At 70.2% G+C, this 23,471-nt stretch carries 19 protein-coding genes; 7 read left to right on the top strand and 12 right to left on the bottom strand.

Annotation, left to right across the window (positions count from 1 at the left end):
- Nucleotides 1–75: 75 nt before the first annotated feature.
- The 7 genes from ACFWP7_RS19505 to ACFWP7_RS19475 form a co-directional block, all read right to left on the bottom strand.
- Nucleotides 76–3,885, bottom strand: coding sequence for a multifunctional oxoglutarate decarboxylase/oxoglutarate dehydrogenase thiamine pyrophosphate-binding subunit/dihydrolipoyllysine-residue succinyltransferase subunit (locus tag ACFWP7_RS19505; RefSeq protein WP_384382772.1), 3,810 nt, complete (start codon nucleotides 3,883–3,885; stop codon nucleotides 76–78).
- Nucleotides 3,886–4,179: 294 nt separating this feature from the next.
- Complete coding sequence (locus ACFWP7_RS19500) at nucleotides 4,180–5,235, bottom strand: ATP-binding protein (protein ID WP_384382793.1); 1,056 nt, start codon at nucleotides 5,233–5,235, stop codon at nucleotides 4,180–4,182.
- Between the two features lie 176 nt (nucleotides 5,236–5,411).
- Entirely contained in the window at nucleotides 5,412–6,149 is a 738-nt protein-coding gene (locus ACFWP7_RS19495; protein ID WP_266832490.1) for a response regulator transcription factor, read from the bottom strand.
- A 113-nt stretch (nucleotides 6,150–6,262) separates the two neighbouring features.
- Entirely contained in the window at nucleotides 6,263–6,940 is a 678-nt protein-coding gene (locus ACFWP7_RS19490; RefSeq protein WP_384382771.1) for a spermidine synthase, read from the bottom strand.
- A 256-nt stretch (nucleotides 6,941–7,196) separates the two neighbouring features.
- Nucleotides 7,197–7,844, bottom strand: a complete 648-nt coding sequence (locus ACFWP7_RS19485) for a GNAT family N-acetyltransferase (RefSeq protein ID WP_384382770.1) — start codon at nucleotides 7,842–7,844, stop codon at nucleotides 7,197–7,199.
- Between the two features lie 38 nt (nucleotides 7,845–7,882).
- Complete coding sequence (locus tag ACFWP7_RS19480) at nucleotides 7,883–8,662, bottom strand: GNAT family N-acetyltransferase (protein WP_384382792.1); 780 nt, start codon at nucleotides 8,660–8,662, stop codon at nucleotides 7,883–7,885.
- 118 nt (nucleotides 8,663–8,780) lie between these two features.
- Complete coding sequence (locus ACFWP7_RS19475; RefSeq protein ID WP_384382791.1) at nucleotides 8,781–9,065, bottom strand: hypothetical protein; 285 nt, start codon at nucleotides 9,063–9,065, stop codon at nucleotides 8,781–8,783.
- 238 nt (nucleotides 9,066–9,303) lie between these two features.
- Between ACFWP7_RS19475 and lon the strand changes: the two genes are divergently transcribed.
- Nucleotides 9,304–11,724 (top strand): endopeptidase La, encoded by a 2,421-nt coding sequence (lon, locus tag ACFWP7_RS19470; RefSeq protein ID WP_384382769.1) that lies wholly within the window; start codon nucleotides 9,304–9,306, stop codon nucleotides 11,722–11,724.
- 231 nt (nucleotides 11,725–11,955) lie between these two features.
- Here the strand turns inward: lon and ACFWP7_RS19465 are convergent, their stop codons facing one another.
- Nucleotides 11,956–12,792 carry a lysozyme gene (locus ACFWP7_RS19465; RefSeq protein WP_384382768.1) on the bottom strand — a complete coding sequence of 279 codons (837 nt, stop codon included), beginning with the start codon at nucleotides 12,790–12,792 and terminating at the stop codon, nucleotides 11,956–11,958.
- A gap of 321 nt (nucleotides 12,793–13,113) precedes the next feature.
- Between ACFWP7_RS19465 and ACFWP7_RS19460 the strand changes: the two genes are divergently transcribed.
- Complete coding sequence (locus ACFWP7_RS19460; protein ID WP_384382767.1) at nucleotides 13,114–13,605, top strand: MarR family winged helix-turn-helix transcriptional regulator; 492 nt, start codon at nucleotides 13,114–13,116, stop codon at nucleotides 13,603–13,605.
- 164 nt (nucleotides 13,606–13,769) lie between these two features.
- Here ACFWP7_RS19460 and ACFWP7_RS19455 read toward each other — a convergent pair whose 3' ends face one another.
- A complete protein-coding gene (locus ACFWP7_RS19455; RefSeq protein ID WP_384382766.1) occupies nucleotides 13,770–14,558 on the bottom strand; it encodes a protein phosphatase 2C domain-containing protein in 789 nt (262 codons plus the stop codon).
- A gap of 395 nt (nucleotides 14,559–14,953) precedes the next feature.
- Here ACFWP7_RS19455 and ACFWP7_RS19450 point away from each other — a divergent pair, with 395 nt between their 5' ends.
- From ACFWP7_RS19450 to ACFWP7_RS19430, 5 genes are all read left to right on the top strand, one after another.
- Nucleotides 14,954–17,752: a nitrate- and nitrite sensing domain-containing protein gene (locus ACFWP7_RS19450; RefSeq protein ID WP_384382765.1), complete on the top strand. Its 2,799-nt coding sequence runs from the start codon at nucleotides 14,954–14,956 to the stop codon at nucleotides 17,750–17,752.
- Nucleotides 17,749–18,306 (top strand): roadblock/LC7 domain-containing protein, encoded by a 558-nt coding sequence (locus ACFWP7_RS19445; RefSeq protein ID WP_384382764.1) that lies wholly within the window; start codon nucleotides 17,749–17,751, stop codon nucleotides 18,304–18,306. The genes ACFWP7_RS19450 and ACFWP7_RS19445 overlap by 4 nt, the downstream gene beginning before the upstream one ends.
- Complete coding sequence (locus ACFWP7_RS19440) at nucleotides 18,303–18,719, top strand: DUF742 domain-containing protein (protein WP_384382763.1); 417 nt, start codon at nucleotides 18,303–18,305, stop codon at nucleotides 18,717–18,719. Before ACFWP7_RS19445 ends, ACFWP7_RS19440 begins: the two co-directional genes overlap by 4 nt.
- Nucleotides 18,700–19,377 carry an ATP/GTP-binding protein gene (locus ACFWP7_RS19435; protein ID WP_384382762.1) on the top strand — a complete coding sequence of 226 codons (678 nt, stop codon included), beginning with the start codon at nucleotides 18,700–18,702 and terminating at the stop codon, nucleotides 19,375–19,377. Before ACFWP7_RS19440 ends, ACFWP7_RS19435 begins: the two co-directional genes overlap by 20 nt.
- A gap of 153 nt (nucleotides 19,378–19,530) precedes the next feature.
- A complete protein-coding gene (locus tag ACFWP7_RS19430) occupies nucleotides 19,531–20,784 on the top strand; it encodes a styrene monooxygenase/indole monooxygenase family protein (protein WP_384382761.1) in 1,254 nt (417 codons plus the stop codon).
- 76 nt (nucleotides 20,785–20,860) lie between these two features.
- Here the strand turns inward: ACFWP7_RS19430 and ACFWP7_RS19425 are convergent, their stop codons facing one another.
- The 3 genes from ACFWP7_RS19425 to ACFWP7_RS19415 all read right to left on the bottom strand — a co-directional run bounded on the left by ACFWP7_RS19425 (nucleotide 20,861) and on the right by ACFWP7_RS19415 (nucleotide 23,162).
- A complete protein-coding gene (locus ACFWP7_RS19425; RefSeq protein WP_384382760.1) occupies nucleotides 20,861–22,000 on the bottom strand; it encodes an NlpC/P60 family protein in 1,140 nt (379 codons plus the stop codon).
- 102 nt (nucleotides 22,001–22,102) lie between these two features.
- Entirely contained in the window at nucleotides 22,103–22,411 is a 309-nt protein-coding gene (locus tag ACFWP7_RS19420; protein WP_384382759.1) for a hypothetical protein, read from the bottom strand.
- A 25-nt stretch (nucleotides 22,412–22,436) separates the two neighbouring features.
- Complete coding sequence (locus ACFWP7_RS19415; protein WP_384382758.1) at nucleotides 22,437–23,162, bottom strand: TetR/AcrR family transcriptional regulator; 726 nt, start codon at nucleotides 23,160–23,162, stop codon at nucleotides 22,437–22,439.
- Between the last annotated feature and the right edge of the window lie 309 nt (nucleotides 23,163–23,471).

Genomic DNA, 23,471 nt, shown 5'->3' with positions numbered 1-23,471 from the left:
CCTCGAAAGGGAACCGGGCCTCCGTCGCCGTACGGAACTGCGTACGGAACTGCGTACGAAACCGTGTCGTGAGACCTACGCCTCGAACACCTCTCGCACCAACTGCTCCTGCTCGGCCTGGTGCCGCTTGGCGGATCCCACGGCGGGCGACGAGCCGGCCGGGCGGGAGATGCGCCGCAGACGCTCGCCGTGCGGGATGTCGGCGCCGACCGCCAGGTCGAGGTGGTCGATCAGGTTGAGGGCGATGAAGGGCCACGCGCCCTGGTTCGCCGGCTCCTCCTGGGCCCACAGGTACTTCTCGGCGTTCGGGTACTTGGCGATCTCCGCCTGGAGCTCGGCACCCGGGAGGGGGTACAGGCGCTCGATGCGGATGATGGCCGTGTCCGTGCTGCCGCGCTTCTTACGCTCGGCCTCAAGGTCGTAGTAGAGCTTGCCGGCGCAGAAGACGACCTTGTGGACCGCGGTGGCGTCGACGGTGTCGTCACCGATGACGGGGCGGAAGCCGCCCGTCGTGAACTCCTCCGTGCTCGACGCGGCGGCCTTGAGGCGCAGCATCGACTTCGGGGTGAAGACCACCAGCGGCTTGTGGTGCGGGTTGTGCACCTGCCACCGCAGGAGGTGGAAATAGTTCGACGGGAGCGTCGGCTGGGCGACCGTCATGTTGTTCTGGGCGCACAGCTGGAGGAAGCGCTCGATACGGGCCGACGAGTGGTCCGGGCCCTGGCCCTCGTAGCCGTGGGGCAGGAGCAGGGTGACGCCGGACGTCTGGCCCCACTTCTGCTCCGCCGCCGAGATGTACTCGTCGACGACCGTCTGCGCGCCGTTGACGAAGTCGCCGAACTGCGCCTCCCACATCACCAGGGACTCGGGACGGGCCAGCGAGTAGCCGTACTCGAAGCCCATGACCGCGTACTCGGAGAGCAGCGAGTCGTAGACGTTGTAGCGCGCCTGGTCGTCCGCGAGGTACTGGAGCGGGGTGAAGTCCTCGCCCGTGCGGCGGTCGATCAGCACCGCGTGGCGCTGGCCGAAGGTGCCGCGGCGGGAGTCCTGGCCCGACAGGCGGACCGGGGTGCCCTCAAGGAGCAGCGAGCCGATGGCGAGGGTCTCGCCCATGCCCCAGTCGATCGTGTCGTCCTCGATCATCGCCGCCCGGCGCTGCAGCTGCGGAAGCAGCCGCGGGTGCACGGTGACGTGGTCGGGGATGTTGACCTGGGACTCGGCGATGCGCTTGACGACCTCCTGCGAGATCGCGGTCGTCACGGCCACCGGGAACTCGGGCTGAGCCTCCGGGACATGAGCCTCGGGAGCCTGCGAGACGGCCTCGCGGACCTCGGTGAAGACCTTCTCCAGCTGGCCCTGGAAGTCCTGCAGCGCCTGCTCGGCCTCTTCCAGCGTGATGTCGCCGCGACCGATGAGGGACTCGGTGTAGAGCTTGCGCACCGAGCGCTTCTTGTCGATCAGGTCGTACATCAGCGGCTGCGTGAACGCCGGGTTGTCGGACTCGTTGTGGCCCCGACGGCGGTAGCAGATCAGGTCGATGACGACGTCCTTGTTGAACGCCTGGCGGAACTCGAAGGCCAGCCGGGCGACCCGGACGACGGCCTCGGGGTCGTCACCGTTCACGTGGAAGATCGGTGCCTCGATCATGCGGGCCACGTCGGTGGCGTACATGGAGGAGCGCGAGGACTCCGGGGCGGCGGTGAAGCCGACCTGGTTGTTGATGACGATGTGGACCGTGCCGCCCGTGCGGTAGCCGCGCAGCTGCGACATGTTGAGCGTCTCGGCGACCACACCCTGGCCCGCGAAGGCCGCGTCACCGTGCAGGGCGACGGGCAGGACCGTGAAGTCCGTGCCGCCCTTGTTGATGATGTCCTGCTTGGCGCGGGCGATGCCCTCGATGATCGGGTCGACCGTCTCCAGATGGGACGGGTTCGCGGCAAGGGAGACCTTGATCTGCTCGCCGTCGAGACCGGTGAAGGTGCCGTTGGCGCCCAGGTGGTACTTCACGTCGCCGGAGCCGTGCATCGACTTCGGGTCGAGGTTGCCCTCGAACTCGCGGAAGATCTGCGCGTACGACTTGCCGACGATGTTCGCCAGCACGTTCAGCCGGCCGCGGTGGGCCATGCCGACGACGACCTCGTCCAGACGCGACTCGGCGGCGCTGTCCAGGACGGCGTCGAGCAGCGGGATGACCGACTCGCCGCCCTCCAGGGAGAAGCGCTTCTGGCCGACGTACTTCGTCTGCAGGAAGGTCTCGAAGGCCTCCGCCGCGTTCAGCCGGCGCAGGATGCGCAGCTGCTCCTCGCGCTCCGGCTTGGAGTGCGAGCGCTCGATGCGGTCCTGGATCCACTTGCGCTGCTTCGGGTCCTGGATGTGCATGAACTCGACGCCGGTGGTGCGGCAGTACGAGTCACGCAGCACGCCGAGGATGTCGCGCAGCTTCATCAGGGACTTGCCCGCGAAGCCGCCGACCGCGAACTCGCGCTCCAGGTCCCACAGCGTGAGCCCGTGCTCGGTGATGTCCAGGTCGGGGTGCTTGCGCTGGCGGTACTCCAGCGGGTCGGTGTCGGCCATGACGTGGCCGCGGACCCGGTAGGAGTGGATCAGCTCGAAGACCCGGGCGGCCTTGGTGACGTCGTCGTCGTGGCTGGCGTCGATGTCCTTGAGCCAGCGGACCGGCTCGTAGGGGATGCGCAGGGCCTCGAAGACCTCGTCGAAGAAGCCGTTCTCGCCGAGGAGGAGGTTCGCGACGATCCGCAGGAACTCGCCCGAGGCGGCGCCCTGGATGACCCGGTGGTCGTAGGTCGACGTGAGCGTCATGACCTTCGAGATACCGAGCTTGTTCAGGGTGTCCTGGGAGGTGCCCTGGAACTCCGCCGGGTAGTCCATCGAACCGACGCCCATGATGACCGACTGACCGGGCATCAGACGCGGGACCGAGTGGACGGTGCCGAGGCCGCCGGGGTTGGTCAGCGAGACCGTGACACCGGTGAAGTCGTCCATCGTCAGCTTGCCGTCACGGGCGCGCCGGACGATGTCCTCGTAGGCCTGCCAGAACTCGAAGAAGTTCAGCGTCTCGGCCTTCTTGATGCCCGCGACGACCAGCTGACGGTCGCCGTTGGGCTTCACCAGGTCGATGGCGAGGCCGAAGTTGACGTGCTCCGGCTTGACCAGGGTCGGCTTGCCGTCCTTCTCCGTGAAGGAGTAGTTCATCGACGGCATGGCCTTGATGGCCTGCACCATCGCGTACCCGATGAGGTGGGTGAAGGAGATCTTCCCGCCCCGGGCGCGCTTCAGGTGGTTGTTGATGACGATGCGGTTGTCGAAGAGCAGCTTCACCGGGACCGCGCGCACGGACGTGGCCGTGGGCACCTCGACCGAGGCGTTCATGTTCTTCACGACCGCGGCGGCCGGGCCGCGCAGCGTCACGTACTCGGGACCGGCCGGAGCCTCGGTCGCGGGCGCGACCTTCGGAGCGGCCTTCGCGGGAGCCGGAGCAGCGGCGGCGGGCTTCACCGGCGCCTGAGCCTGAGCCGGCGCCGGTGCCGGAGTGGGCGCCGGAGCAGCCACCGGCGCGGCCTGCGCCGGCGGAGCCGCCTGGGCGGGAGCCACAGGCGCTGCGGGAGCGGCCGGAGCCGCTGTGGTGGTGGTTGCTGCGGCCCCCGCGGCCGCAGTACCCGCCGGAGCCGAGGCGACAGCGGCGCCCGGCTTGTAATCGGCGAAGAAGTCCCACCAGGCTCGGTCTACCGAATTCGGGTCCTGGAGGTACTGCTGATAGATCTCGTCGACGAGCCACTCATTGGGTCCGAACGCGGCAGCCGGGTTCTTCCCGGAGACCTGCTCTTCGGTCGAGATGCTCGAGTTACTGGGGGACTGTGGCGACACGGCGGCAACCGCCCTCTTCCGCTTCTCACAAGGTGATGGACAGCGGGAATTAAGGCTACGCCTCCCCGGCCGGGAAGGTCAGGCCGGGCCTGCCCATCGTCGTGTAAGTCACATCGGAAAGTGTGTTTCGGGGGTGGAAATGGCGGGAAACAAGCGGGGTTCCGGCTCGGAACGGGCATGCGGGAGTACGCCGACCTGAGCCCGCGTTACGACTCACGCGGCCCTCTGCCTGATCACACGTGTCCGTCAGTGACGAACGTCGATGGATCTTGTGGCTCCGGTTCGAACTTTACGTCAACTTGGCGAAGAGGGAAGCCCTGGAAGGATGACCTGGATCCGGCAACCCCGCTCGGATTCGGCCACGCCGATGCGCCCGCCGTGCAGATCGACCGCCCAACGGGCGATGGCCAGCCCAAGTCCCGTACCGCCGTCGCTGCCGGGACCGTGCGGCGCGGGGACCCCGCCGCGGTTGAACCGCTCGAAGACGCGGTGCCACTCCGACCTCGGAATGCCGGGACCCTCGTCCAGGATCTCCAGGGTGAGGGACTCCGGGTAGTCGCCCCGTCTGGCCCGGACGGTCACCCGGCCGTGCGGCGGGCTGTGCTTCACCGCGTTGTCGATGAGGTTGGCGACGACCTGGTGGATCCGCTCCGGGTCGGCGTGCGCGGTCAGTTCGGGCGGTGACACGTCGAGGTGCAGATGGACGTCGGTGCGCGTGTGGCTTCCGGAGCCCGAGGCGATGCCCGCGCGCGCGGAGGAGACCATGTTGGCCTCCTTCAGGACGCCCGACAGGTAGGGCCACACCTCGAAGCGGCGCTGACGCAGCGGTACGACGCCGTTGTCCAGCCTGGACAGGTCGAGCAGCGTCTCCACGAGACGGCCGAGCCGCTCCGTCTGCTTCAGGGCCGTACGCATCGTCTCGGGGTCGGCGGCGGAGACGCCGTCCACGACGTTCTCCAGGACCGCGCGCAGCCCCGCGATGGGGGTCCGCAGCTCGTGGGAGACGTTCGCCACGAGCTCCTTGCGCTGGCGGTCCTGGGCCTCCAGTTCGTCGGCCATCAGGTTGATCGTCTGGGCGAGGTCGCCCAGCTCGTCCCGGCGGTCGTCGCGCACGCGGCGGGTGTAGTCGCCGTGCGAGATGGACCGGGCGACGGCGTTCATCTCGTCGAGCGGGGCCGTGAGCGAATGCGCCACGAACTGCGTGATCAGCAGTGTGGCGATCATCGAGAAGACCGTGATGAAGCGCAGTTCGGTCTGCGTGCGGGCCGCGATGATCGACAGACCGGTGGTGATGAAGACCGAGACGACGACCAGGGTGCCGAGCTTGGTCTTGATCGAGAAGGGCCGCACGCCACTCCAGGGGCTCTCGCCCTTGGACTCCCCGAACCCGGAACTCGCGCCGTTGCGCTCCCCGTATCCGGGACCGGTGCCCCCGTGTTCCCCGAACCCGGGTCTCGCGCCCTTGCGGTCCCCGAACCCGCTCATCACATCAGCCCCCTCAAGGAATGCCCCGGCACAGGCCCGGCTCAGGGAGTCGGGGTCTCCAGGGCGTAGCCCACGCCGTGGACCGTACGGATCCGCTCGGCACCGATCTTCCGGCGCAGCGCCTTGATGTGGCTGTCCACGGTCCGCGTACCGGAGGCGTCCGCCCAGTCCCAGACCTCGGCGAGCAGCTGCTCACGCGAGAGTACGGCCCGCGGGGTGTTCGCGAGGCACACGAGGAGGTCGAACTCGGTGGGCGTGAGATGCACGTCCTCCGAGCGAACCCGTACCCGGCGCTGCGCGTGGTCGATCTCCAGCTCGCCGAGTCTGAGGATCCCGCTGCGCGGCGTCGAGGCGGCCACGACGGCGCGCTCCACCCGGCGCAGCAGGACGTGCACGCGGGCGGCCAGCTCGCGCATGGAGAACGGTTTCGTCATGTAGTCGTCGGCGCCGACACCCAGACCGACCAGCATGTCGGTCTCGTCGTCGCGCGCGGTGAGCATCAGCACCGGCACCGGGCGCTGGGCCTGCACACGGCGGCAGACCTCAAGACCGTCGAAGCCGGGCAGCATGATGTCGAGGATCAGCAGATCGGGCTGCCAGGCCTCGGCGGTGTCGACGGCGGCCGGGCCGTCGCCCGCGGTTTGCACCAGGAATCCCTCGGCGCGCAGACGTGCCGCGATGGCGTCGACGATCGTCGGGTCGTCCTCGACGACCAGGACCCGTCGCTGAGCGCCGGGCGTCGCCGCCGCGCCGTTGTGGGAGGTGTGTGTCTGCTCCATCGCCCGCCCCTGAAGTGTGCTTTCCGGAATCCGTGGGGTGATCCCATGACTGCGCCTGACGCTCGAATGATCCGCGTCAGGCAAGCAGAGTACGGGCAGTCGCCGCGGCTCGGCTATCCAGGTCTTACCGCGAGATGGACGACGTCCGGAACGCCCCGGGCAACGGGGATCTCTTCGGTACGCACCCCCTTGAACCCGGCATTCCGTAGGGTTCCTTCAAATTCCGGAGAGGGTCGCGCCGACCACACCGCGAGTACCCCGCCGGGCCTCAACGCCCTTGCACAGCCTGCGAGTCCGGCCTCCGAGTAGAGGCTTTCGTTGCCCTCCGTGACCGTCCAGCCGGGCCCGTTGTCGATGTCCAGGCACAGCGCGTCGTATGTGTCGCAAATCTCATTGACGTAGCCGAGTAGATCCGCTTCCACGACGTCCGTACGCGGGTCGGCGAGCGCCTCGCCCGACAGCGCGGCCAGCGGTCCGCCGAGGTGCCAGTCGATCACCGCGGGCTCGCGCTCCACGACGGTGATACGCCCCCAGCGCGGATCCGAGGCGGCGTGCGCGAGTGAGAACCCGACGCCGAGCCCGCCGATCAGCAGCCTCGGCGCCGCCCGGCCGTCCAGCGCGCCGTACGCGGCGTCGACGAGCAGCCGCTCCGAACGGCCGTCGGAGGTGTCCATCAGGAAGCACCCGTTGGCGATGATCTGCAGCAGCGCACCGTGACGCCGCAGCACGACCTCGCCGTACGGGCCCTCGCGACGGTCGATCACTTGGGGGGTGTCGTACGGGGTGACCATCGGCCCATCTTGGCAGCTCCGAGAGGGCGGGCGGCCGAATTGCCCACGTTCCGGGGAGCGGAGTCGGCATGGAGACGCCGTTGCCCGCGATGCGGGTCACGAGGTGCCCGCCGCCGCGGCTTGCGTCAGGGGCTCGGGCACTCCACCGGGCGGCCGAATTACTCCCGTTCCCGGAGTCGGCGCGGAGACGCTTTCGCCGACGGTGGGGATCGCACTGTGGCAGCCGCTGCTACGTCGGGCGGTCGCCTGCGGAGGTTCAGGCGCCCCCGGTGAACTTCGCGCTCGTCAGCGGTGCCTCCACGCGCCACCCGAGGGACTCGTAGAGCGCCCGCCCGTCCGGTGTTCCGGCCAGTACGCCGGTCGTGGCGCCCTGTGCGAGCGCCGCGCGCGTCACCGTGTCCATGGCCAGGCGGCCGAGCCCGCGCCTGCGGTGCTCCGGTGCCGTCTCGACCTGGTCGACGACTGCCGTCGCGCCGGTGGCCGCGATCTGGGCGCGCGCGGCCCAGGAGCCGTCCGGTGCGGTGAGCAGCGCGCGGGTGGCGCCGCCGCGCGACCAGGTGCGCAGGCGGTAGCCGTCGCGAGTGGCCGCGGGTGGGGTGGCGGTGAGGGGGACCGACATCAGATAGCCGGGCTCGGGGTCGATCCACCAGCCCCGACCGAGCCAGGGGGCGACGGTCGACGGCTCGGCGAACACCTTGAGCCACACTCCCGCTCCGGTCACCGCGTCGGCGACCTTCCGGACCGCCGCCTCTTCGACCTCATCGTTCGTCGCCCCGAGGACATGCCGTGAGACGTGCTCCGGGTGTCCCACGTCGACCGAGCAGCCCCACGGCTCGACCACCGGCGGAGCCGCCCCACGCGAGACGACCCAGCCGTCGACCCAAGCCCGTACGATCTTGTCCACCAGAACCCCCTGTAATGGCCGCTAAGGCTGAACAGGTCTTACTCTAGTGGCGGTGTCGACGGGTCGGCCTGTGACGGCGACCACACATACGGAGTGGTCGTGGTGATGGCGTGGAACCCCAGGCGGCGCAGGATCGGGGCACTGTCGTCGGAGGCGTCCACGTGCAGGAACCGGACGCCGCGGGCCACGGCGAGGGCGGCGCGGGTGGCGACCAGGGCGCGATAGATGCCGCGGCCCCGCCATCCGGCCAGCGTGGAGCCGCCCCACAGGCTCGCGAACTCGCTGCCCTCGCGAAAGGCCAGCCAGGCCGCGGAGACCACTTCACCGCCCGCCTCGGCGACGTACACGGCGATCTCGTCGGGGGCGGCGTCGACCCGGCCGATCAGGTCGTCGGCGAGCCAGCTCCAGTCGGCGCCCCACACCGTCGACTCCATCGCGGCGATCCGGTGCATGTCCACGTCCGCCGTGACCCGCCGCAGGACGACATCCTGCGGCACGACCGGCCGCCGTAGGGTCGCGATCTCCTCCGCGAGGCCGACGACCACCGTCTCCCGCTCCTCGGGCACGAAGCCCGCGGCGCACAGCCGCTCGGTGAGGTCGGCGGGGTGGTCGTGCCCCCGCGTCTTCCACTCCACCGCCTCGCCGCGCCCGGCGAAGTACTCCCGCTGCCGGGCGATCAGGCGGTCGAGTTCCGCCCCGCCCACTCCGAGGTCACGCGGACCACTGACCAGCCCGCGGAACTGCCCGACGATCCGCAGCAGCGGCCCGTCCTGTTCGTACGTGACCCCCGTGGGCGGGGTGGGAGCGGCGCCGCGCATCTCGTCGTCGTAGGCGGAGAGAAAGGAGTGAGTGTCGGTGTCTGTCACCGGGGAGACGGTACGGACCGTGCGGGGCGTCGCAACCGAATATGCGGACGGCGTCCCGGGCGGGGTCGGGTCAGGCGGTCGGCGTGGGCCCGAAACCGCCGTACGGTCGCAGAGGGATGATCTGGAAGTCCGACATCTGCTTCTGTGCCAGGGGAAGGGCAGCCACTGCTGCTTCGGCGTCGGCGAGTGATTCGGCCTCGAGGAGGAAGCACGCGCCTCGGGTGTCGCCGCGCAACCAGATCTGGCGGAGTGCTCCGTCGGCGTAGAGCCCTCGAACCGTCTCGGTCTCCTGAGGCAGGACGGCCGCGAAGTCCTCGTCGCTGAACCGGTCGCTGTAGCGCTGGGTGATCACCATGAATTGCACACGCCGAAGCTATCAAGGCGCCGCAGCGTGTCCGATCCCGCCCTCGCGGCTGCGGGCCTCCGGGGCGGCAGTGGTGCGGGGCTCCGGGATGGCGGCGGTGTTCGTGCGACGTTCCGCACAGGGGCACGCGCGGCCCCCGATCGCTGACAGCGAACACGCTCCGGGGAACACCAGAGCGCTCACAAGCATTGAGTCCACATAGCTCAACTTGCTTGTCGAGAGGAAGATCATGGCTGCCGATACGACGTCCACGCCGCTCAACCTGCCTGTGCTGCCGCTCGACGACGAGGTCGTGCTGCCCGGAATGGTGGTTCCGCTGGACCTGAACGACACCGATGTGCGGGCCGCGGTGGAGGCCGCCCAGGCTGCCGCCCGCTCGACACCGGGGAAGCCGCAGGTGCTGCTGGTGCCGCGGATCGACGGGACGTACGCGGGCACGGGTGTGCTCGGCACCGTCGAACAGGTCGGCCGGCTGGCCGACGGCGACCCGGGCGCGCTGATCCGCGGCCGCGGGCGCGTCAAGATCGGCGCAGGGACCACGGGTCCGGGAGCCGCTCTCTGGGTGGAGGGGACGCGCGTCGGGGAGACCGTGCCCGAGCCGCTGCCCGGCCACGTCACCGAACTGATCAAGGAATACAAGGCCCTCGCCACCAGCTGGCTGCGCAAGCGCGGCGCCTGGCAGGTGGTGGACCGCGTCACGGCGATCGATGACGTGTCCGCCCTTGCCGACAATTCCGGGTACTCACCTTTCCTTTCCACCGAACAGAAGGTGGAGCTGCTGGAGACCGCGGACCCGATCGCCCGCCTGAAGCTCGCCACCGAGCAGCTCCGCGAGCACCTCGCCGAGCAGGACGTCGCCGAGTCCATCGCCAAGGACGTACAGGAAGGCGTCGACAAGCAGCAGCGCGAGTTCCTGCTGCGGCGCCAGCTCGATGCCGTACGCAAGGAGCTCCGTGACCTCAAGGGGGAGGGCGGGGAGGACGAGAGTGACGACTACCGCTCCCGCGTAGAGGCCGCCGACCTTCCGGAGAACGTCCGCGAGGCCGCTCTCAAGGAGGTCGAGAAGCTGGAGCGCGCGAGCGACCAGTCGCCCGAGGGCTCCTGGATCCGGACCTGGCTGGACACCGTCCTCGAACTGCCGTGGAACGAACGCACCGAGGACGAGTACGACATCCAGGGCGCCAAGGCGATCCTCGACGCCGAGCACGCGGGCCTGGAGGACGTGAAGGAGCGGATCACCGAATACCTCGCCGTGCGCAAGCGGCGTGCCGAGCGAGGGCTCGGCGTGGTCGGCGGCCGCCGCGGCGGCGCCGTGCTCGCGCTCGTCGGACCTCCCGGCGTCGGCAAGACCTCGCTCGGCGAGTCCGTCGCGCACGCCATGGGTCGCAAGTTCGTCCGGGTCGCCCTGGGCGGCGTACGCGACGAGGCCGAGATCCGCGGACACCGGCGTACGTACGTCGGCGCGTTGCCCGGCCGGGTCGTCCGCGCCATCAAGGAGGCCGGATCCATGAACCCGGTGGTGCTCCTGGACGAGATCGACAAGGTCGGCTCCGACTACCGCGGTGACCCCGCCGCAGCCCTCCTCGAAGTGCTCGACCCCGCCCAGAACCACACCTTCCGCGACCACTACCTGGAGGTCGAACTCGACCTCAGCGACGTCGTCTTCCTGGCGACGGCGAACGTCCTGGAAGCCATCCCGGAGGCCCTGCTCGACCGTATGGAGCTGGTCCGCCTCGACGGCTACACCGAGGACGAGAAGGTCGTCATCGCACGCGACCACCTGCTGCCGCGCCAGCTGGAGCGGGCCGGTCTGGAGAAGGACGAGGTCACGCTCGACGAGAGCGCGCTGCGCAGGCTCGCCGGGGAGTACACCCGGGAGGCTGGCGTACGGAACCTGGAGCGCGGCATCGCCCGGCTGCTCCGCAAGGTCGCGGCGCAGCACGAACTCGGCGAGCGGAAGCTGCCGTTCACGGTGACCGAGGACGATCTGCGCGGGCTCATCGGGCGTCCGCACCACGTGCCCGAGTCCGCCCAGGACCCGGCCGAGCGCCGCACGGCGGTGCCCGGCGTCGCGACGGGACTCGCCGTCACGGGCGCCGGCGGTGACGTGCTGTTCGTCGAGGCCTCGCTCGCCGACCCGGAGACGGGCGCGGCGGGTCTGACCCTGACCGGCCAGCTGGGCGACGTGATGAAGGAGTCCGCGCAGATCGCGCTCTCCTTCCTGCGCAGCCATGGCGCGGAGCTCGAACTCCCCGTCGGCGACCTGAAGGACCGGGGCGTGCACATCCACTTCCCGGCCGGGGCCGTCCCCAAGGACGGTCCGAGCGCGGGCGTCACCATGACGACCGCTCTCGCCTCGCTGCTCAGCGGCCGACTGGTCCGCACCGACGTCGCCATGACCGGCGAGGTCTCGCTCACCGGCCGTGTCCTGCCCATCGGCGGCGTCAAGCAGAAGCTGCTCGCCGCACACCGGGCCGGGGTCACGACGGTGATCATCCCGAAGCGCAACGAGGCCGACCTGGACGACGTCCCGGCCGAGGTTCTGGACAAGCTCGACGTCCACGCGGTGACGGATGTCCGCCAGGTGCTGGAGCTGGCGCTCGCTCCGGCGACGAACGGCGCCACCGCGGAGGTTCCGGTGGCGGCGTGACGGACGCCATCGGTTGAGGAAGGCCCGGGTCCCGGAAAGAGGTTTTCCAGGGGATCCGGGCCTTCCCATGTCCGGCGTCAGACGGTGGCGAGCACTTCGCCGCGGCTGTCAGCCATTGGCGAGCGCTCCGCCGCGGCCGTCAGCCGTTGGTCGGCGCTCCGCCGGGGGCTGTCAGCCGTTGTCGAGCATCCCGCCGCGGCCGTCAGCCGTGGTGAGCAGCCGGCCCGACCGTCAGCCGTTGGCGAGGGCCACCACCCGGTCCAGTGCCCCGTTGAACTTGTTGTGGTCCCCGACCGTCGGACCCGACGACGTGTACTGCCACATCGTGTAGTAGCCCCAGCCGGCCGGCAGCGTGCCCACGGCGGTGGCGTAGCGGGCGATCCACAGCGGGGTGGCGGTCGCGAAACCGGCGTAATTGCCGGTGCACTCCGTCCACCAGGTGGTCGCCGTGTAGATCACGGCGTCACGACCGGTGCGCGCCTTGTACTGGGTGAGGAAGCTGCTGATCCAGCTGACCATGGCGCTCTGCGTCTTGCCGTAGCAGGAGGCCCCGTACGGGTTCCACTCGATGTCAAGCACACCGGGCAGCGTCCTGCCGTCCTGCGACCAGCCGCCGCCGTGGTCGACGAAGTAGTTGGCCTGGGTGGCGCCGGTCGTCGTGTCGGGGGTCGCGAAGTGGTAGGCGCCGCGGATCATGCCGACGTTGTAGGAGCCGTTGTACTGCTGGGCGAAGTAGGGGTTCGTGTAGTACGTCCCTTCCGTCGCCTTGGCATACGCCCACTTGACCCCGCTGCTCCACAGGGTCGCCCAGGCGACGTTGCCCTGGTGGCTGCTGACGTCCACGCCTTCCGTCTGGGTGGCCCTGCTGTCGGCCGGGGTGCCGCCCTGGCCGTCGTGGGCGACGACGCCCATGCCCAGGTGGGCCGAGCCGCGGGCGGGGACATCGGCTGCCTGGGCCGGCACGGCGAGAAGGAGGGAGAAGGCGGCGACCAGGGTCCCGAGCGCGGGAAAGCGCTTGGAGGGGTGCGAGCGGTGGGTCGTGCGGGATCTGAATCGGTGCGCGGGCATGTCGTGCCTCCGAGGAGATCGGTGGTGCACGGTGGTGCTCGGTGGGGGAGCGCCGGCGGCATGCGCCTGCCGCGGTGGGGGACAAGTCATCGTCGACTTGTTGATGGCGTGGCGCAGGGGTTGGGTGCCATGCCGGTCGATTTCCTGCTGTGGTCATGTCACAGCTTGCCTGCCCGTGACGCTACGCACCCGGCGGACGGCGTGGGAAGAGGGTCCGGACGCTGCCGATGGTCTACGCCTGCGAAATACTGGCGGAGCTGCGGCGACGGCGATTTTTGGCAGAAACTTTCAGGATCGGGAAACCGAGTCAGGGGTGCTGACGTGCACGAGGACGCGAACGGCGACGGGCGACGCGGCGAACCCACGACGTCCGGAAGTGGTGTGGACCAGGAATTCCCCTCGCTGGAACGCGAGTTGACGGTGTTCCTGCGGCGGGCCCGGGCCTCCTCGGGGGAGATGGCGCGCGCGGTCCATCCCGACCTGGAGTCCTCCGCGTACGGACTTCTCTTCCGGCTGGAGGAGTGCGGCCGTCAGCGCGCCACGGAACTCGCCGCCTACATCGGCGTAGGCAAGGCCACCATGTCCCGCCAGCTCCGCGCCCTCGAGGACCTCGGCCTCATCGCCCGGGAGCCCGACCCCGCCGACGGCCGCGCCTGGCTCGTCCGCCTCACGGAGGAGGGCCGGGTGCGCTTCGGCGCGGTGCGGGAGGCGCGGCGGGCGCGGTACGTCCGGCAGCTCAGCGGCTGGGACCCGCGGGAGGTGGCCGAACTGGCCCGGCTGCTGCACCAGCTGAACACCGGGATCGAGAAGTAGCCGAGCACGCGCGGAAGGGCCACGCGCGGAAGGGCCACGCCCGGCCCCGGATCGCCGCGGCTCACCACTCCACGAATCACTCCACGAACCACTCCACGAACACCGGAGAAGTGGCCGCCCACGCCCGGAAGCGGCGCGGCACGCTTCGATGACTCACCACTGACTCAACACTCCACGAACACCACCGTCGCGTCGTCATGCGTCTTGCTCCGCCCCAACCGCACCCGCAGCTCCGCGTCCGCGGACTCCAGCGCCCGTACGCGGGAGACGAGGGCCTGCGCCCCCTCCTTCCGTACGAGGGTGAACAGGCCCGTCCAGTCCCCCTCCCGGAACTTCTCCACCCACCGCGTGGCACCGTCCGTCAGGGCGGCCAGGGCCCGGACGGAGGACCGTGGCACCGTCCCCGTCACCGCGCGCGACGCCACCGAGGGATCCGCGGCGGCCGTGAAGAAGCCGCCCTCCTGGTTGCGCAGGGTCGCGTCGGTGCGGGCGGCGGAGGTGAGGGTCGCCGGGGGGACGTGGGAGAGGCGGTCGTCGAGGAGTGCGGTGACGGCGCCGTCGGGGGACTCGAGGAGCAGTGCGGAGTCCGAGAGGACGAGGTACTCGACCTCGACGGCGGACCAGCGGGCGAGGACGACGGTTGCCTGGGGAGTACGGGGGTGAGAAAGGTCACAGGTCCCGGCATGGGCCTCGGCCGTACGCGTGATCGAGCGGGAAAGGATCTCAGGCAGCGTCAGATCCCTGTAGGTAAGGGACAGTTCGGTCAGTGCGCCGCCCAGGCGGGAGGAGAACCAGGCGACCGAGTGCACGCAGCCGTCGTCACCCGCGGGAGGTGTCACGCCGTCCAGGACGACCAGTGCGCCCCCGTGTCCTGAGGCGGGAAGTCCGACCGATGCGAAGTCCTCATTGGGGCGTGCCGGGTCGCCGGGCTCCGAGACGAGTTCAGTACGCATCCGGCCAGTCTGCACGAGCCCTTCACAAGATCCACGAGAGGTCGGCATCGGTCGCCGGATGGGCGCGGACCGGCAGATCGGGCGCCGGGTTTGGCATGGAATGATCGACTCCGGCGAAGCGTGGCGGCGAATACTGCCAAAGCCCGTCGCTCACGTCCAACCAGCCCACCGCACAGGCGATCCGCACACCTCAGAGGGACTTGCCCGCCAACTCCGGTCCGATGTTCACTCCTTCGGGTGGCGGCCCGGATGATGCGGGACCACTGTCCACCGGCACTGGGAGGGTCGGGAACCGGTGGGGGCGCCCCCTGCTTGAGCGAGGTCGAAAGCTCGGGGGAGAGCGAACACCCCAGTTGACGGAACGTCACCCGGGTACATGGGTACACGAGTCAGGAATGCGAGCACCGGTGCAGAAGACGCGGCCGAGGCGCACAGGCAAGCAGACGGCCTCCAGATCGACTGGGGATGGCGCCGCCGCCGAGTCGGCGGGCAGGGGCCGAACCGCCCACGTACGCAATCGGCTGATTGTCGCCGTTGCGGTCGTCGCGGCCGCCGTGGCCGGCGCCGGGGCACCCACGATCCTGACCGCCTCGGGTCAGCTCAACGACTCCCAGAACCTGGTGACGCTCGCGCAGCGCACCCAGCAGGCGCTGACCCTCGCGCACTCGCTGGCCGACGAGCGCGACGAGGTCACCTCGTACATCGCGGCGGGCCGGCCGAAGGACAAGGTGCCCTCGGAGCAGCGCGGCGCCCGGGTCGACCGGCAGGTCGAGGAGCTGCGGGCGGACGAGGACGCCCCCGCGTCCCTCCTCACGGACCTCGACGCCATCGCCTCGCTGCGCAGAGCGGCGCTCACCGGCGCGAGCAGCGCGCTCGAAGCGCACCAGTCGTACTCGGGCGCCATCACCGAACTCCACGCCCTCGCCGAGGAGCTGGCCGAGCAGCTGCCGCCCCGCGCGGGCTCCGGCGCGAACTCCCTCGCCGAGCTGGACTCCGCCGTCCAGCAGTCCGCCGCCGCCCGTGGACTGCTCCTCGCGGCCCTCAGCGTCCCGCGCAGCACGCAGACCACCACCGACCCCTACACGGGCCTGACGAGCACCACCAGCTCCTCGTCGGAGGCCGACACCAAGCAGCGCGACGCGCTCAGCGCCGCCGCCCAGCAGGCCCGCCTCCGCTCGGACGCGGCCCTCGCCGAGTTCCGCGAGACGGCGCCCAAGGCCGACAAGACCAAGTACGACTCCACGGTCACCGGACCCGACGTCACCAACGCCGACAAGTACCTCACGGGCCTGACCGACCAGCCGACGCTCTCCGACGACGAACTCGACACCAGCACCGACAAGCTGGACGCGGCGCTCTCCGCCCGCGTCGAACTGATGCGCGGCGCCGAGGCATCCCTCAACAGCCGCCGCATCAAGGACCTCGAAGCACTGCGGGACGACGACGTCACCGCGCTGGAGATCCGCGTCGCGGCCATCGGCACCCTGCTGCTCGTCGCCGTCGGCATCTCGATGGCGATGGCCCGCAGCCTCACCCGCCCGCTGTCCGTCCTGCGGCGCGGCTCGGCCCGTCTCGCCGCCGACCCGGGCGCGCAGGAGCCGGTCAAGTTCACCGGCCGCAACGACGAGTTCGCCCAGGTCGTCCGTTCCGTGAACGCGCTGCACGCACACGCCGCCGAGCTCCACGAGCGGATCACCACCCTCGAAGGCGACCGCAAGCACCTCATCGGCCAGCGACAGCTGATGGCCGACGAACGCGACAAGCTCCGCACCGAACTCGCCGCGGCCGCCGCCCACTTGGAGCAGGTGCGCGGCACCATCCACGGCACCTTCGTCAATCTCGCCCTGCGCACCCTCGGCCTCGTCGAACGCCAACTCGGCATCATCGAGGGCCTGGAGGAGCGCGAGCAGGACCCCGACCGCCTCTCCACCCTCTTCAAGCTGGACCACTTCGCGACGGTCATGCGGCGCCACAGCGAGAACCTGCTCGTCCTCGCCGGCGCCGACCACGGCCAGCAGCACGCCGGTCCCGTCCCGCTCGTCGACGTCGTACGCGCCGCGGTCAGCGAAATAGAGCGGTACGAGCGTGTCCGCATCACCACGCTGCCGCCGCACGCGCACCTGGCCGGCTTCGCCGCGGACGACATCTCGCACCTCGTGTCCGAACTCCTGGAGAACGCCGCGTCGTTCTCGCCGCCCGACATGGCGGTGGAGGTCTCCGGCTGGCTCCTGGAGAACGGCGAGGTGATGCTCTCCGTGCAGGACGAGGGCATCGGCATGACCGCCGAGCGGATGAGCCTGCTCAACACCCGGCTCGCGGAGTTCGATCCCGACGACGCCTACGACCAGGAGGGCGGCGAGGGACTCGGGCTCGGCCTGTACGTGGTGGCCCGGCTCGCCCACCGGCACGGGGTACGCGTGCAGCTGCGCGAGCAGAAGCAGGGCGGCACCGCGGTCGTCGCCGTCCTCCCGAAGAGCCTCCTGGCCGCCGCCCGCTCCACCGCCGTATCCTCCGCCGCTCCGGCCGCCGCAGGCGCCCCCTCCCTCACCCTCCCCGGCGCGGACGCCGAGGCCAACTCCAACGTCCTGTACGGCCGTTCGACGCCCACGGCGCAGCCCCCGGTCGCGGACGTGGACCCGCTGATCGCGGCGGCGGAGCGGACGGCGAGGGAGGCCGCAGCAACGGACACTCCGGCGCCGCAGGAACCCCCGGCGGCCGCCGAGCCCGAGCCGACACCCGAGACCACGATGGAGCTCCTGGCCCCGGCGCCGGTCCCCGAGCCCGTGGCAGCCCCGGCCGAGACAGCCGGCGTAACCCTCCCCACCCAGTCCACATCCGCATCCACATCCACAATCACCCCCGCCACCCCCACCGACGACGACCCCTACGCCATCGGCCCCGACGCCCATGAGCGGGCCGCGGACCTGGACGGCCCCGGCCGGGTCACCGACAAGGGCCTGCCCAAGCGGACGCCGAAGCTCTCCGAGCCCGTGGCGCCCCCGCGGCCACGCACGGGCGGTGTGGACGCCGAGGCGCTGCGCCGCAGGCTCGGTGGCTTCCACCGGGGTGCTCAGGAGGGCCGCCGCGAGGTGGAGGCGGAGATCGCCGACCAGGACGCGCCCGCGCCGGGCGCGGGCTTGCACGCACAGGACGTAGAACCATCGGGGGGCACAGTCGAGGAGGCAAGCAGTTGACCGCGCCCAGTACCTTCGGCCTGAGCAGTGAAGCCCGTAACCTGCACTGGCTGTTGACGAACCTCGTCGAGGAGGTGCCCGGCCTTCTCTCGGTCGCGGTCGTCTCCTCCGACGGCCTGCTGCTGATCTCCTCCGACCCCGGAAGAAACGACGAGGCGCGCGAGGCGAGAGAAGCGCGCCGCACGGGCCCCAAGGGGTCCGCCGCCGACCTCGCCACCATTGTCTCCGGCATCGGCAGCCTCACCATCGGCGCGGCCAAGCTGATGGACGGCGGCGCCGTCAAGCAGACGATGGTCGCGATGGACGAGGGCAGCCTCTTCGTCATGTCGATCAGCGACGGCTCGCTGCTGGGTGTGCACGGCTCCCCGGACTGCGACATGAGCGTGGTGGCGTACCACATGGCGCTCTTCGTGGGCCGCGCAGGCCATGTGCTGACCCCCGAACTCCGCATCGAACTCAGAAAGTCCCTGGAGACCGAGACCGAGACCGAGACCGAGATCGAGACGGAGCAGGCGCCGGAGCCTGAGATCGAGCCGACGGGGAGTGCCCGATGAGTAGTGGCAGTGGTAGTGAACCCACCAAGCTCCCCGTCCGCGGCGGCGACCGCAAACCCGCCCGCGTACGCCCGTACTCGCTCACCGGCGGCCGCACCCGCTTCGGTCACGTCCTGCTCGTGGAGACGTTCGTCGCGGCGATCGAAGCCCCGGAGGAACGCCGGGAGTTGACCAACGGCTCGCTCGAAACACGGGTGATGCCCGAGATGCGGGCCATCGTCGAGCTCTGCCGCCGGATGCGAACGGTGGCCGAGGTCGCCGCCCTTCTCAGGATGCCGCTCGGCGTGGTCCGGGTGCTTCTGAGCGACCTGGCGGACCAGGGAAAGATCCGTGTGTACGGAACCGGTCACGGCACGGGACAGCCGGACCGCGCTCTGCTGGAAAGGGTGCTGAATGGACTCCGTCGTCTCTGAGGGATCGCCAAGAACCGCCTTCCCCAAGGCAGTTGCCGATCCCGGCCCGATAGCTCCGCGGTCCCCCGAGGCCGATGAGAACCTCCAGGCCTGGCAGACCGACCGCACCCGCGCCCCGATCGCGACGAAGATCGTGGTGGCGGGCGGTTTCGGCGTGGGCAAGACCACGCTCGTTACCGCGGTCTCCGAGATCACGCCCCTCCAGACGGAGGCGCTGATGACCCAGGCCAGCGAGGAAACCGACGACCTCAGCGCGACGCCCGAGAAGCTGACCACGACCGTGGCCATGGACTTCGGCCGCATCACGCTCGACGACGACCTGGTCCTGTACCTCTTCGGCACGCCGGGCCAGCAGCGGTTCTGGTTCATGTGGGACGACCTGGTGCGCGGCGCGATCGGCGCGGTCGTCCTCGCCGACACCCGCCGCCTCACGGACTGCTTCCCGGCGCTCGACTACTTCGAGAGCTGCGGACTGCCGTACGTCGTCGCGGTCAACCACTTCGACGGCAGCGAGCGGTACGAGCCCGAGGACGTGCGCGAGGCCCTCACAGTGCCCGCGCACATACCTGTCATGATCATGGACGCGCGCCGCCGGATCTCGGCCGTCGAGACCCTGCTGGCCCTGGTCGCCCACGCGCTCGCAGTCACCCCCGAATAGCGAAGCTCATCCCCGAACAGCGAAGTTAAGCCTCGAACATGGAGCTCAGCCCCGAAACGAGGACGCTCAGCCCCGAAACCGGGACGCTCAGCCCCGACTCGGGGCCGCTCAGCCCCGAAACAGGTCGCCCAAGCCGTAGGAGACACCACCCGCATGCGGAAGATACTCGTCGTCGGAGCCGGCCAGTCCGGACTCCAGCTCGCCCTCGGCCTCCAGTCGCACGGGTACGAGGTCACCCTGATGTCGAACCGGACGCCGGACGAGATCCGTACCGGCCGTGTCATGTCGACGCAGTGCATGTTCGACACGGCACTCCAGCACGAGCGTGATCTCCAGCTGAACTTCTGGGAGTCCCAGGCCCCGAAGATCGAAGGACTCGGCGTCTCGGTGGCGGCCCCCGGTTCCTTCGACCCGGGCCCCTCGCAGCGTGCGATCGACTGGGTGGGCAAGCTCGACGGATACGCGCAGTCGGTGGACCAGCGCGTGAAGATGGCCGGCTGGATGGAGACGTTCGCGCAGCGCGGCGGCCAGCTCGTCATCCACGGCGCGGCGGTCTCCGACCTCGACTTCTTCGCCCGTACGTACGACCTGGTGATGGTGTCCGCGGGCAAGGGCGAGCTGGTCTCCATGTTCGGCCGGGACGCCTCCCGTTCCCCGTACACGGAGCCGCAGCGCGCACTCGCGGTGTCGTACGTCCACGGCCTGGGCCCGCGCCCGGAGCATCCGGAGTTCGACGCGGTCCGCTGCAACCTGGTCCCCGGCGTCGGTGAACTCTTCATCATGCCGACCCTCACCACCTCCGGCCACGCGGACATCCTCTTCTGGGAGGGCATACCCGGCGGCCCGCTGGACGTCTTCCGGGGCGTCAAGGACCCGGCCGAACACCTCTCCCTGACCCTGGAACTCATGGAGCGGTTCACGCCGTGGGAGCACGCGCGGGCCACCAAGGCCGAACTGACCGACGCCCAGGGCACGTTGTCCGGCCGCTACACCCCCACCGTCCGCAACCCGATCGGCCGCCTCCCCGGTGGCGGTCTGGTCCTGGGCGTCGCGGACGTCGTCGTCGCCAACGACCCGATCACCGGGCAGGGCTCCAACTCCGCCTCCAAGTGCGCCGCCGCGTACCTCGCCTCGATCGTCGAGCACGGGGAGAAGGAGTTCGACGAGACCTGGATGCGCGCGACGTTCGACCGGTACTGGGACACGGCTCAGCACGTGACGAAGTGGACGAACGCCATGCTGGGCGCTCCGCCGGAGCACGTCCTGAACCTCATCGGCGCGGCGGGCCAACTCCCGCCGGTCGCCGCTCGCTTCGCGAACGGCTTCGACGACCCGGCGGACTTCGAGAACTTCTTCTTCGAACCCGAGAAGACGAATGCGTACTTGGCATCGGTGACGGGGGCCTGAGGCTTTCACCCCAGGCGCGGGCTGGCGGCGGCGCAGTTCCCCGCGCCCCTGGAGGGGCGCCCGTGCCCGCATCGGCTTACCGAGTAGGGGTGCCGAAGCCCTCGTCCGCACCTTCCATGGCACCCTCGGGGAGCTTCGGCGGCGTGTAGTGGCCCTGGGGCAGGGGAGGGCCCGGATCCGGGCGCACGGCCCCCAGCAGCGGATTGGCGGCAATGGGCGAGACCTTGATCTTCGCCCCGGGCCGCGGAGCCTGCACCACCACCCCGTCGCCCAGATAGAGGGCGACGTGGGTGGCCTCGGGGAAGTAGACCACCAGATCGCCCGGCCGCAGATCGCTCAGCGGGATGTGCGGCAGCTGGGCCCACTGCTCCTGGCTGGTCCGGGGGATGGGCCGCCCGGCATGCTCCCAGGCCTGCGAGGTGAGCCCCGAGCAGTCGTACGACGTCGGCCCCTCCGCACCCCACTCGTACGGCTTGCCGATCTGCTCGACGGCATAGCGCAGGGCCTCCTCACCCTCCCGCGAGGGCCGCCGCACACCGCTGCTGAGCGCACCGGAGGCCATGAACTTCTTCTGAGCCGCAGCTTCCCCCGACTTCTCGAACTCGGCCAGCTCCGCAAGCTGACCGACGGTCAGCGAGGCGAGGAGCTCCTCGACATCCTTCAGCCGCCCGCGCACCGCATCCCGGGCCTCCTTCTGCCGCCCGGCGAGGGTGAGCTGACCGTCGAGCGCCTTGCGAGCCTCCCGAGCGAGCCCATCGAACCGCTTCTCGTTCCCCACCACCCGCTCCACGGTCTCGGCCCGCTCCAGCGAGAGCTGCCGGATCACATGCCCCTGGTCGAGCGCGTGCTGCGGATCGCGGGCGAGCAGAAGCCGTACGTACGAGGAGATCTCGGTCCTGCCCTGGTACTGCTGCCGTGCGAGCCGCCCCGCGGCGCCACGGCTGTCGTGCAGCGTCAGGCGGGCCTTGGCGAGGTTCCCGTCCAGCAGGACGACCTCGGCCCGCTGCTTCTTCAGTTTCTCCTCGGTCGCGTTGTACGTCTCGGTGGCGCGCTCGGCGTCCCGGTACAGCCGCTGAAGGTCCGTCAGCAACTCGGCGACGGAACGCGAGCCAGGCTCCGAGGGCGCGGGAACGGCCGAAGCGGCCGGCGAGAACGCCACCAGCGCCCCGGCGGTCACGGCCGCCGTACAGACCCGACGCAGAAGCCTTCCTGACACGCCATCACCTCCGGTGCGGGGGTGGTCCGTCCACCTCTCACCGGAAGAATCAGGCGCGCGCATCCCGGGCGCGCGCCGGGTGGTCGGTTCGGCCGAAGAAGGTCACTCGTCAGCGTTGACGCCCGGCGCGCCGCCGGACCTTGACCAGGGCCACCTGCCCCCGCGCCCCCTTCGCCCTGCCCCCCTTTCACCTTCGGCGGCGTACTCGTACCGCCACCCTTGGTGCAGCCCGAGCCGCCGACTCTGCCCGGCCTGCACTCGCCGGTATACGAGCACGGTGGGCGGCCCACCGCCCGCGTCCGGAACCGGAACCCGATAGACCTTGGGCGGATGCCCGGTGGCCCCGAGCAGTACAGGCAGCACCCGCCCGTCCAGCGGCCCACCGACAAAGGGAGTGTCTTCGCTCTTCACCGCACCAGTGTCACAAAAACAACCGTCACAGCAGCCGCGCGGCATCGCCGATCACGGGAAGCACCCGCCGCGCCAACGAGCCCACAACCCCGTCCCGCCTCTCCCCGGCGAGCGCGCCCTTCACCACCGCAGCGGTCTGCGGATCCCGCCCGGCAGTGGCCACCACCGTCACCACGAACTGCTCGACAAGCCAGTCCCGCAACTCATTGAGCGACGGTTCCTTCCCCTCGTCGAGCCAGATGAGGGAGGCGGCCTCCACGGCGGTGATCCACATCCGTACGGTCATCCGCAGCTTCAGCCCAGGATCCCGAACAGCCAGATGATCAAGAATGTGCTGGGCGGCGGCCCGCCGAACCCCGTCCACGATGGCCGTGGTCCGAGACGTCTCCACGACACTCCCGCCCTGCAACAGAGCACTGAACCCGGCGTCATGCTGGTCCACGAACGCCAGATACCGGTCAAGCGCGCGGGACAGCCGCTCCGTCAGCGCCCCCTCCAAAGGCTCCGAGAAACAGTGCTCCAGCTCCTCCGCCGCAGACCTCAGCGCGGCCTCGTACAACTGCTGCTTCCCGCCCGGAAAGTACCGGTACACGAGCGGCCGCGACACCCCGGCCGCCTCCGCCACATCATCCAGCGACACCTCCTCGGGTGCCCGCTGCGCAAAGAGCGACAACGCCGCCTCAAGCAACTGACTACGCCGCTCCTCGACACTGAGCCGACGATAAGCGGGGGTGGGAGCCGCGGAGGTCATGCCGGGCAGCGTAACCGCCCCACCCAGGAACGAGCCCAAGCTGCCCCCACCCCACCCCATGCACCCGAGACCCCAATGGCACGAAGTGGCGATGGCGCTGCCCCCTCCACTCACCCGCACCCGCACCCGCACCCGAGGCCGTAATGGCACGGAGTGGCGATGGTGCCGCCCCACGCACCTGCAGCCGCAATGGCACGGAGCGGCAATGTGGCCCCCGCTCCCCCCACGCACCTGCAGCCGCAATGGCACGGAGTGGCAATGTGGCCCCCGCTCCCCCCACGCACCTGCAGCCGCAATGGCACGGAGTGG

It is taken from the genome of Streptomyces sp. NPDC058470 (genome assembly GCF_042721055.1).
Classification (GTDB): Bacteria; Actinomycetota; Actinomycetes; order Streptomycetales; family Streptomycetaceae; genus Streptomyces.
This window is presented reverse-complemented; position numbering and strand designations above follow the sequence as displayed.

What these genes read in the sequence shown, in the direction of transcription:
- ACFWP7_RS19475 (WP_384382791.1), bottom strand. Translation starts at nt 9,065, where the DNA reads ATGGTGATCACCCAGCGCTACAGCGACCGGTTCAGCGACGAGGACTTC.
- ACFWP7_RS19435 (WP_384382762.1), top strand. Translation starts at nt 18,700, where the DNA reads ATGGACTCCGTCGTCTCTGAGGGATCGCCAAGAACCGCCTTCCCCAAG.
- ACFWP7_RS19440 (WP_384382763.1), top strand. Translation starts at nt 18,303, where the DNA reads ATGAGTAGTGGCAGTGGTAGTGAACCCACCAAGCTCCCCGTCCGCGGC.
- ACFWP7_RS19450 (WP_384382765.1), top strand. Translation starts at nt 14,954, where the DNA reads ATGCGAGCACCGGTGCAGAAGACGCGGCCGAGGCGCACAGGCAAGCAG.
- ACFWP7_RS19465 (WP_384382768.1), bottom strand. Translation starts at nt 12,792, where the DNA reads ATGCCCGCGCACCGATTCAGATCCCGCACGACCCACCGCTCGCACCCC.
- ACFWP7_RS19430 (WP_384382761.1), top strand. Translation starts at nt 19,531, where the DNA reads ATGCGGAAGATACTCGTCGTCGGAGCCGGCCAGTCCGGACTCCAGCTC.
- ACFWP7_RS19480 (WP_384382792.1), bottom strand. Translation starts at nt 8,662, where the DNA reads ATGCGCGGCGCCGCTCCCACCCCGCCCACGGGGGTCACGTACGAACAG.
- ACFWP7_RS19495 (WP_266832490.1), bottom strand. Translation starts at nt 6,149, where the DNA reads ATGGAGCAGACACACACCTCCCACAACGGCGCGGCGGCGACGCCCGGC.
- lon (WP_384382769.1), top strand. Translation starts at nt 9,304, where the DNA reads ATGGCTGCCGATACGACGTCCACGCCGCTCAACCTGCCTGTGCTGCCG.
- ACFWP7_RS19490 (WP_384382771.1), bottom strand. Translation starts at nt 6,940, where the DNA reads ATGGTCACCCCGTACGACACCCCCCAAGTGATCGACCGTCGCGAGGGC.
- ACFWP7_RS19415 (WP_384382758.1), bottom strand. Translation starts at nt 23,162, where the DNA reads ATGACCTCCGCGGCTCCCACCCCCGCTTATCGTCGGCTCAGTGTCGAG.
- ACFWP7_RS19455 (WP_384382766.1), bottom strand. Translation starts at nt 14,558, where the DNA reads ATGCGTACTGAACTCGTCTCGGAGCCCGGCGACCCGGCACGCCCCAAT.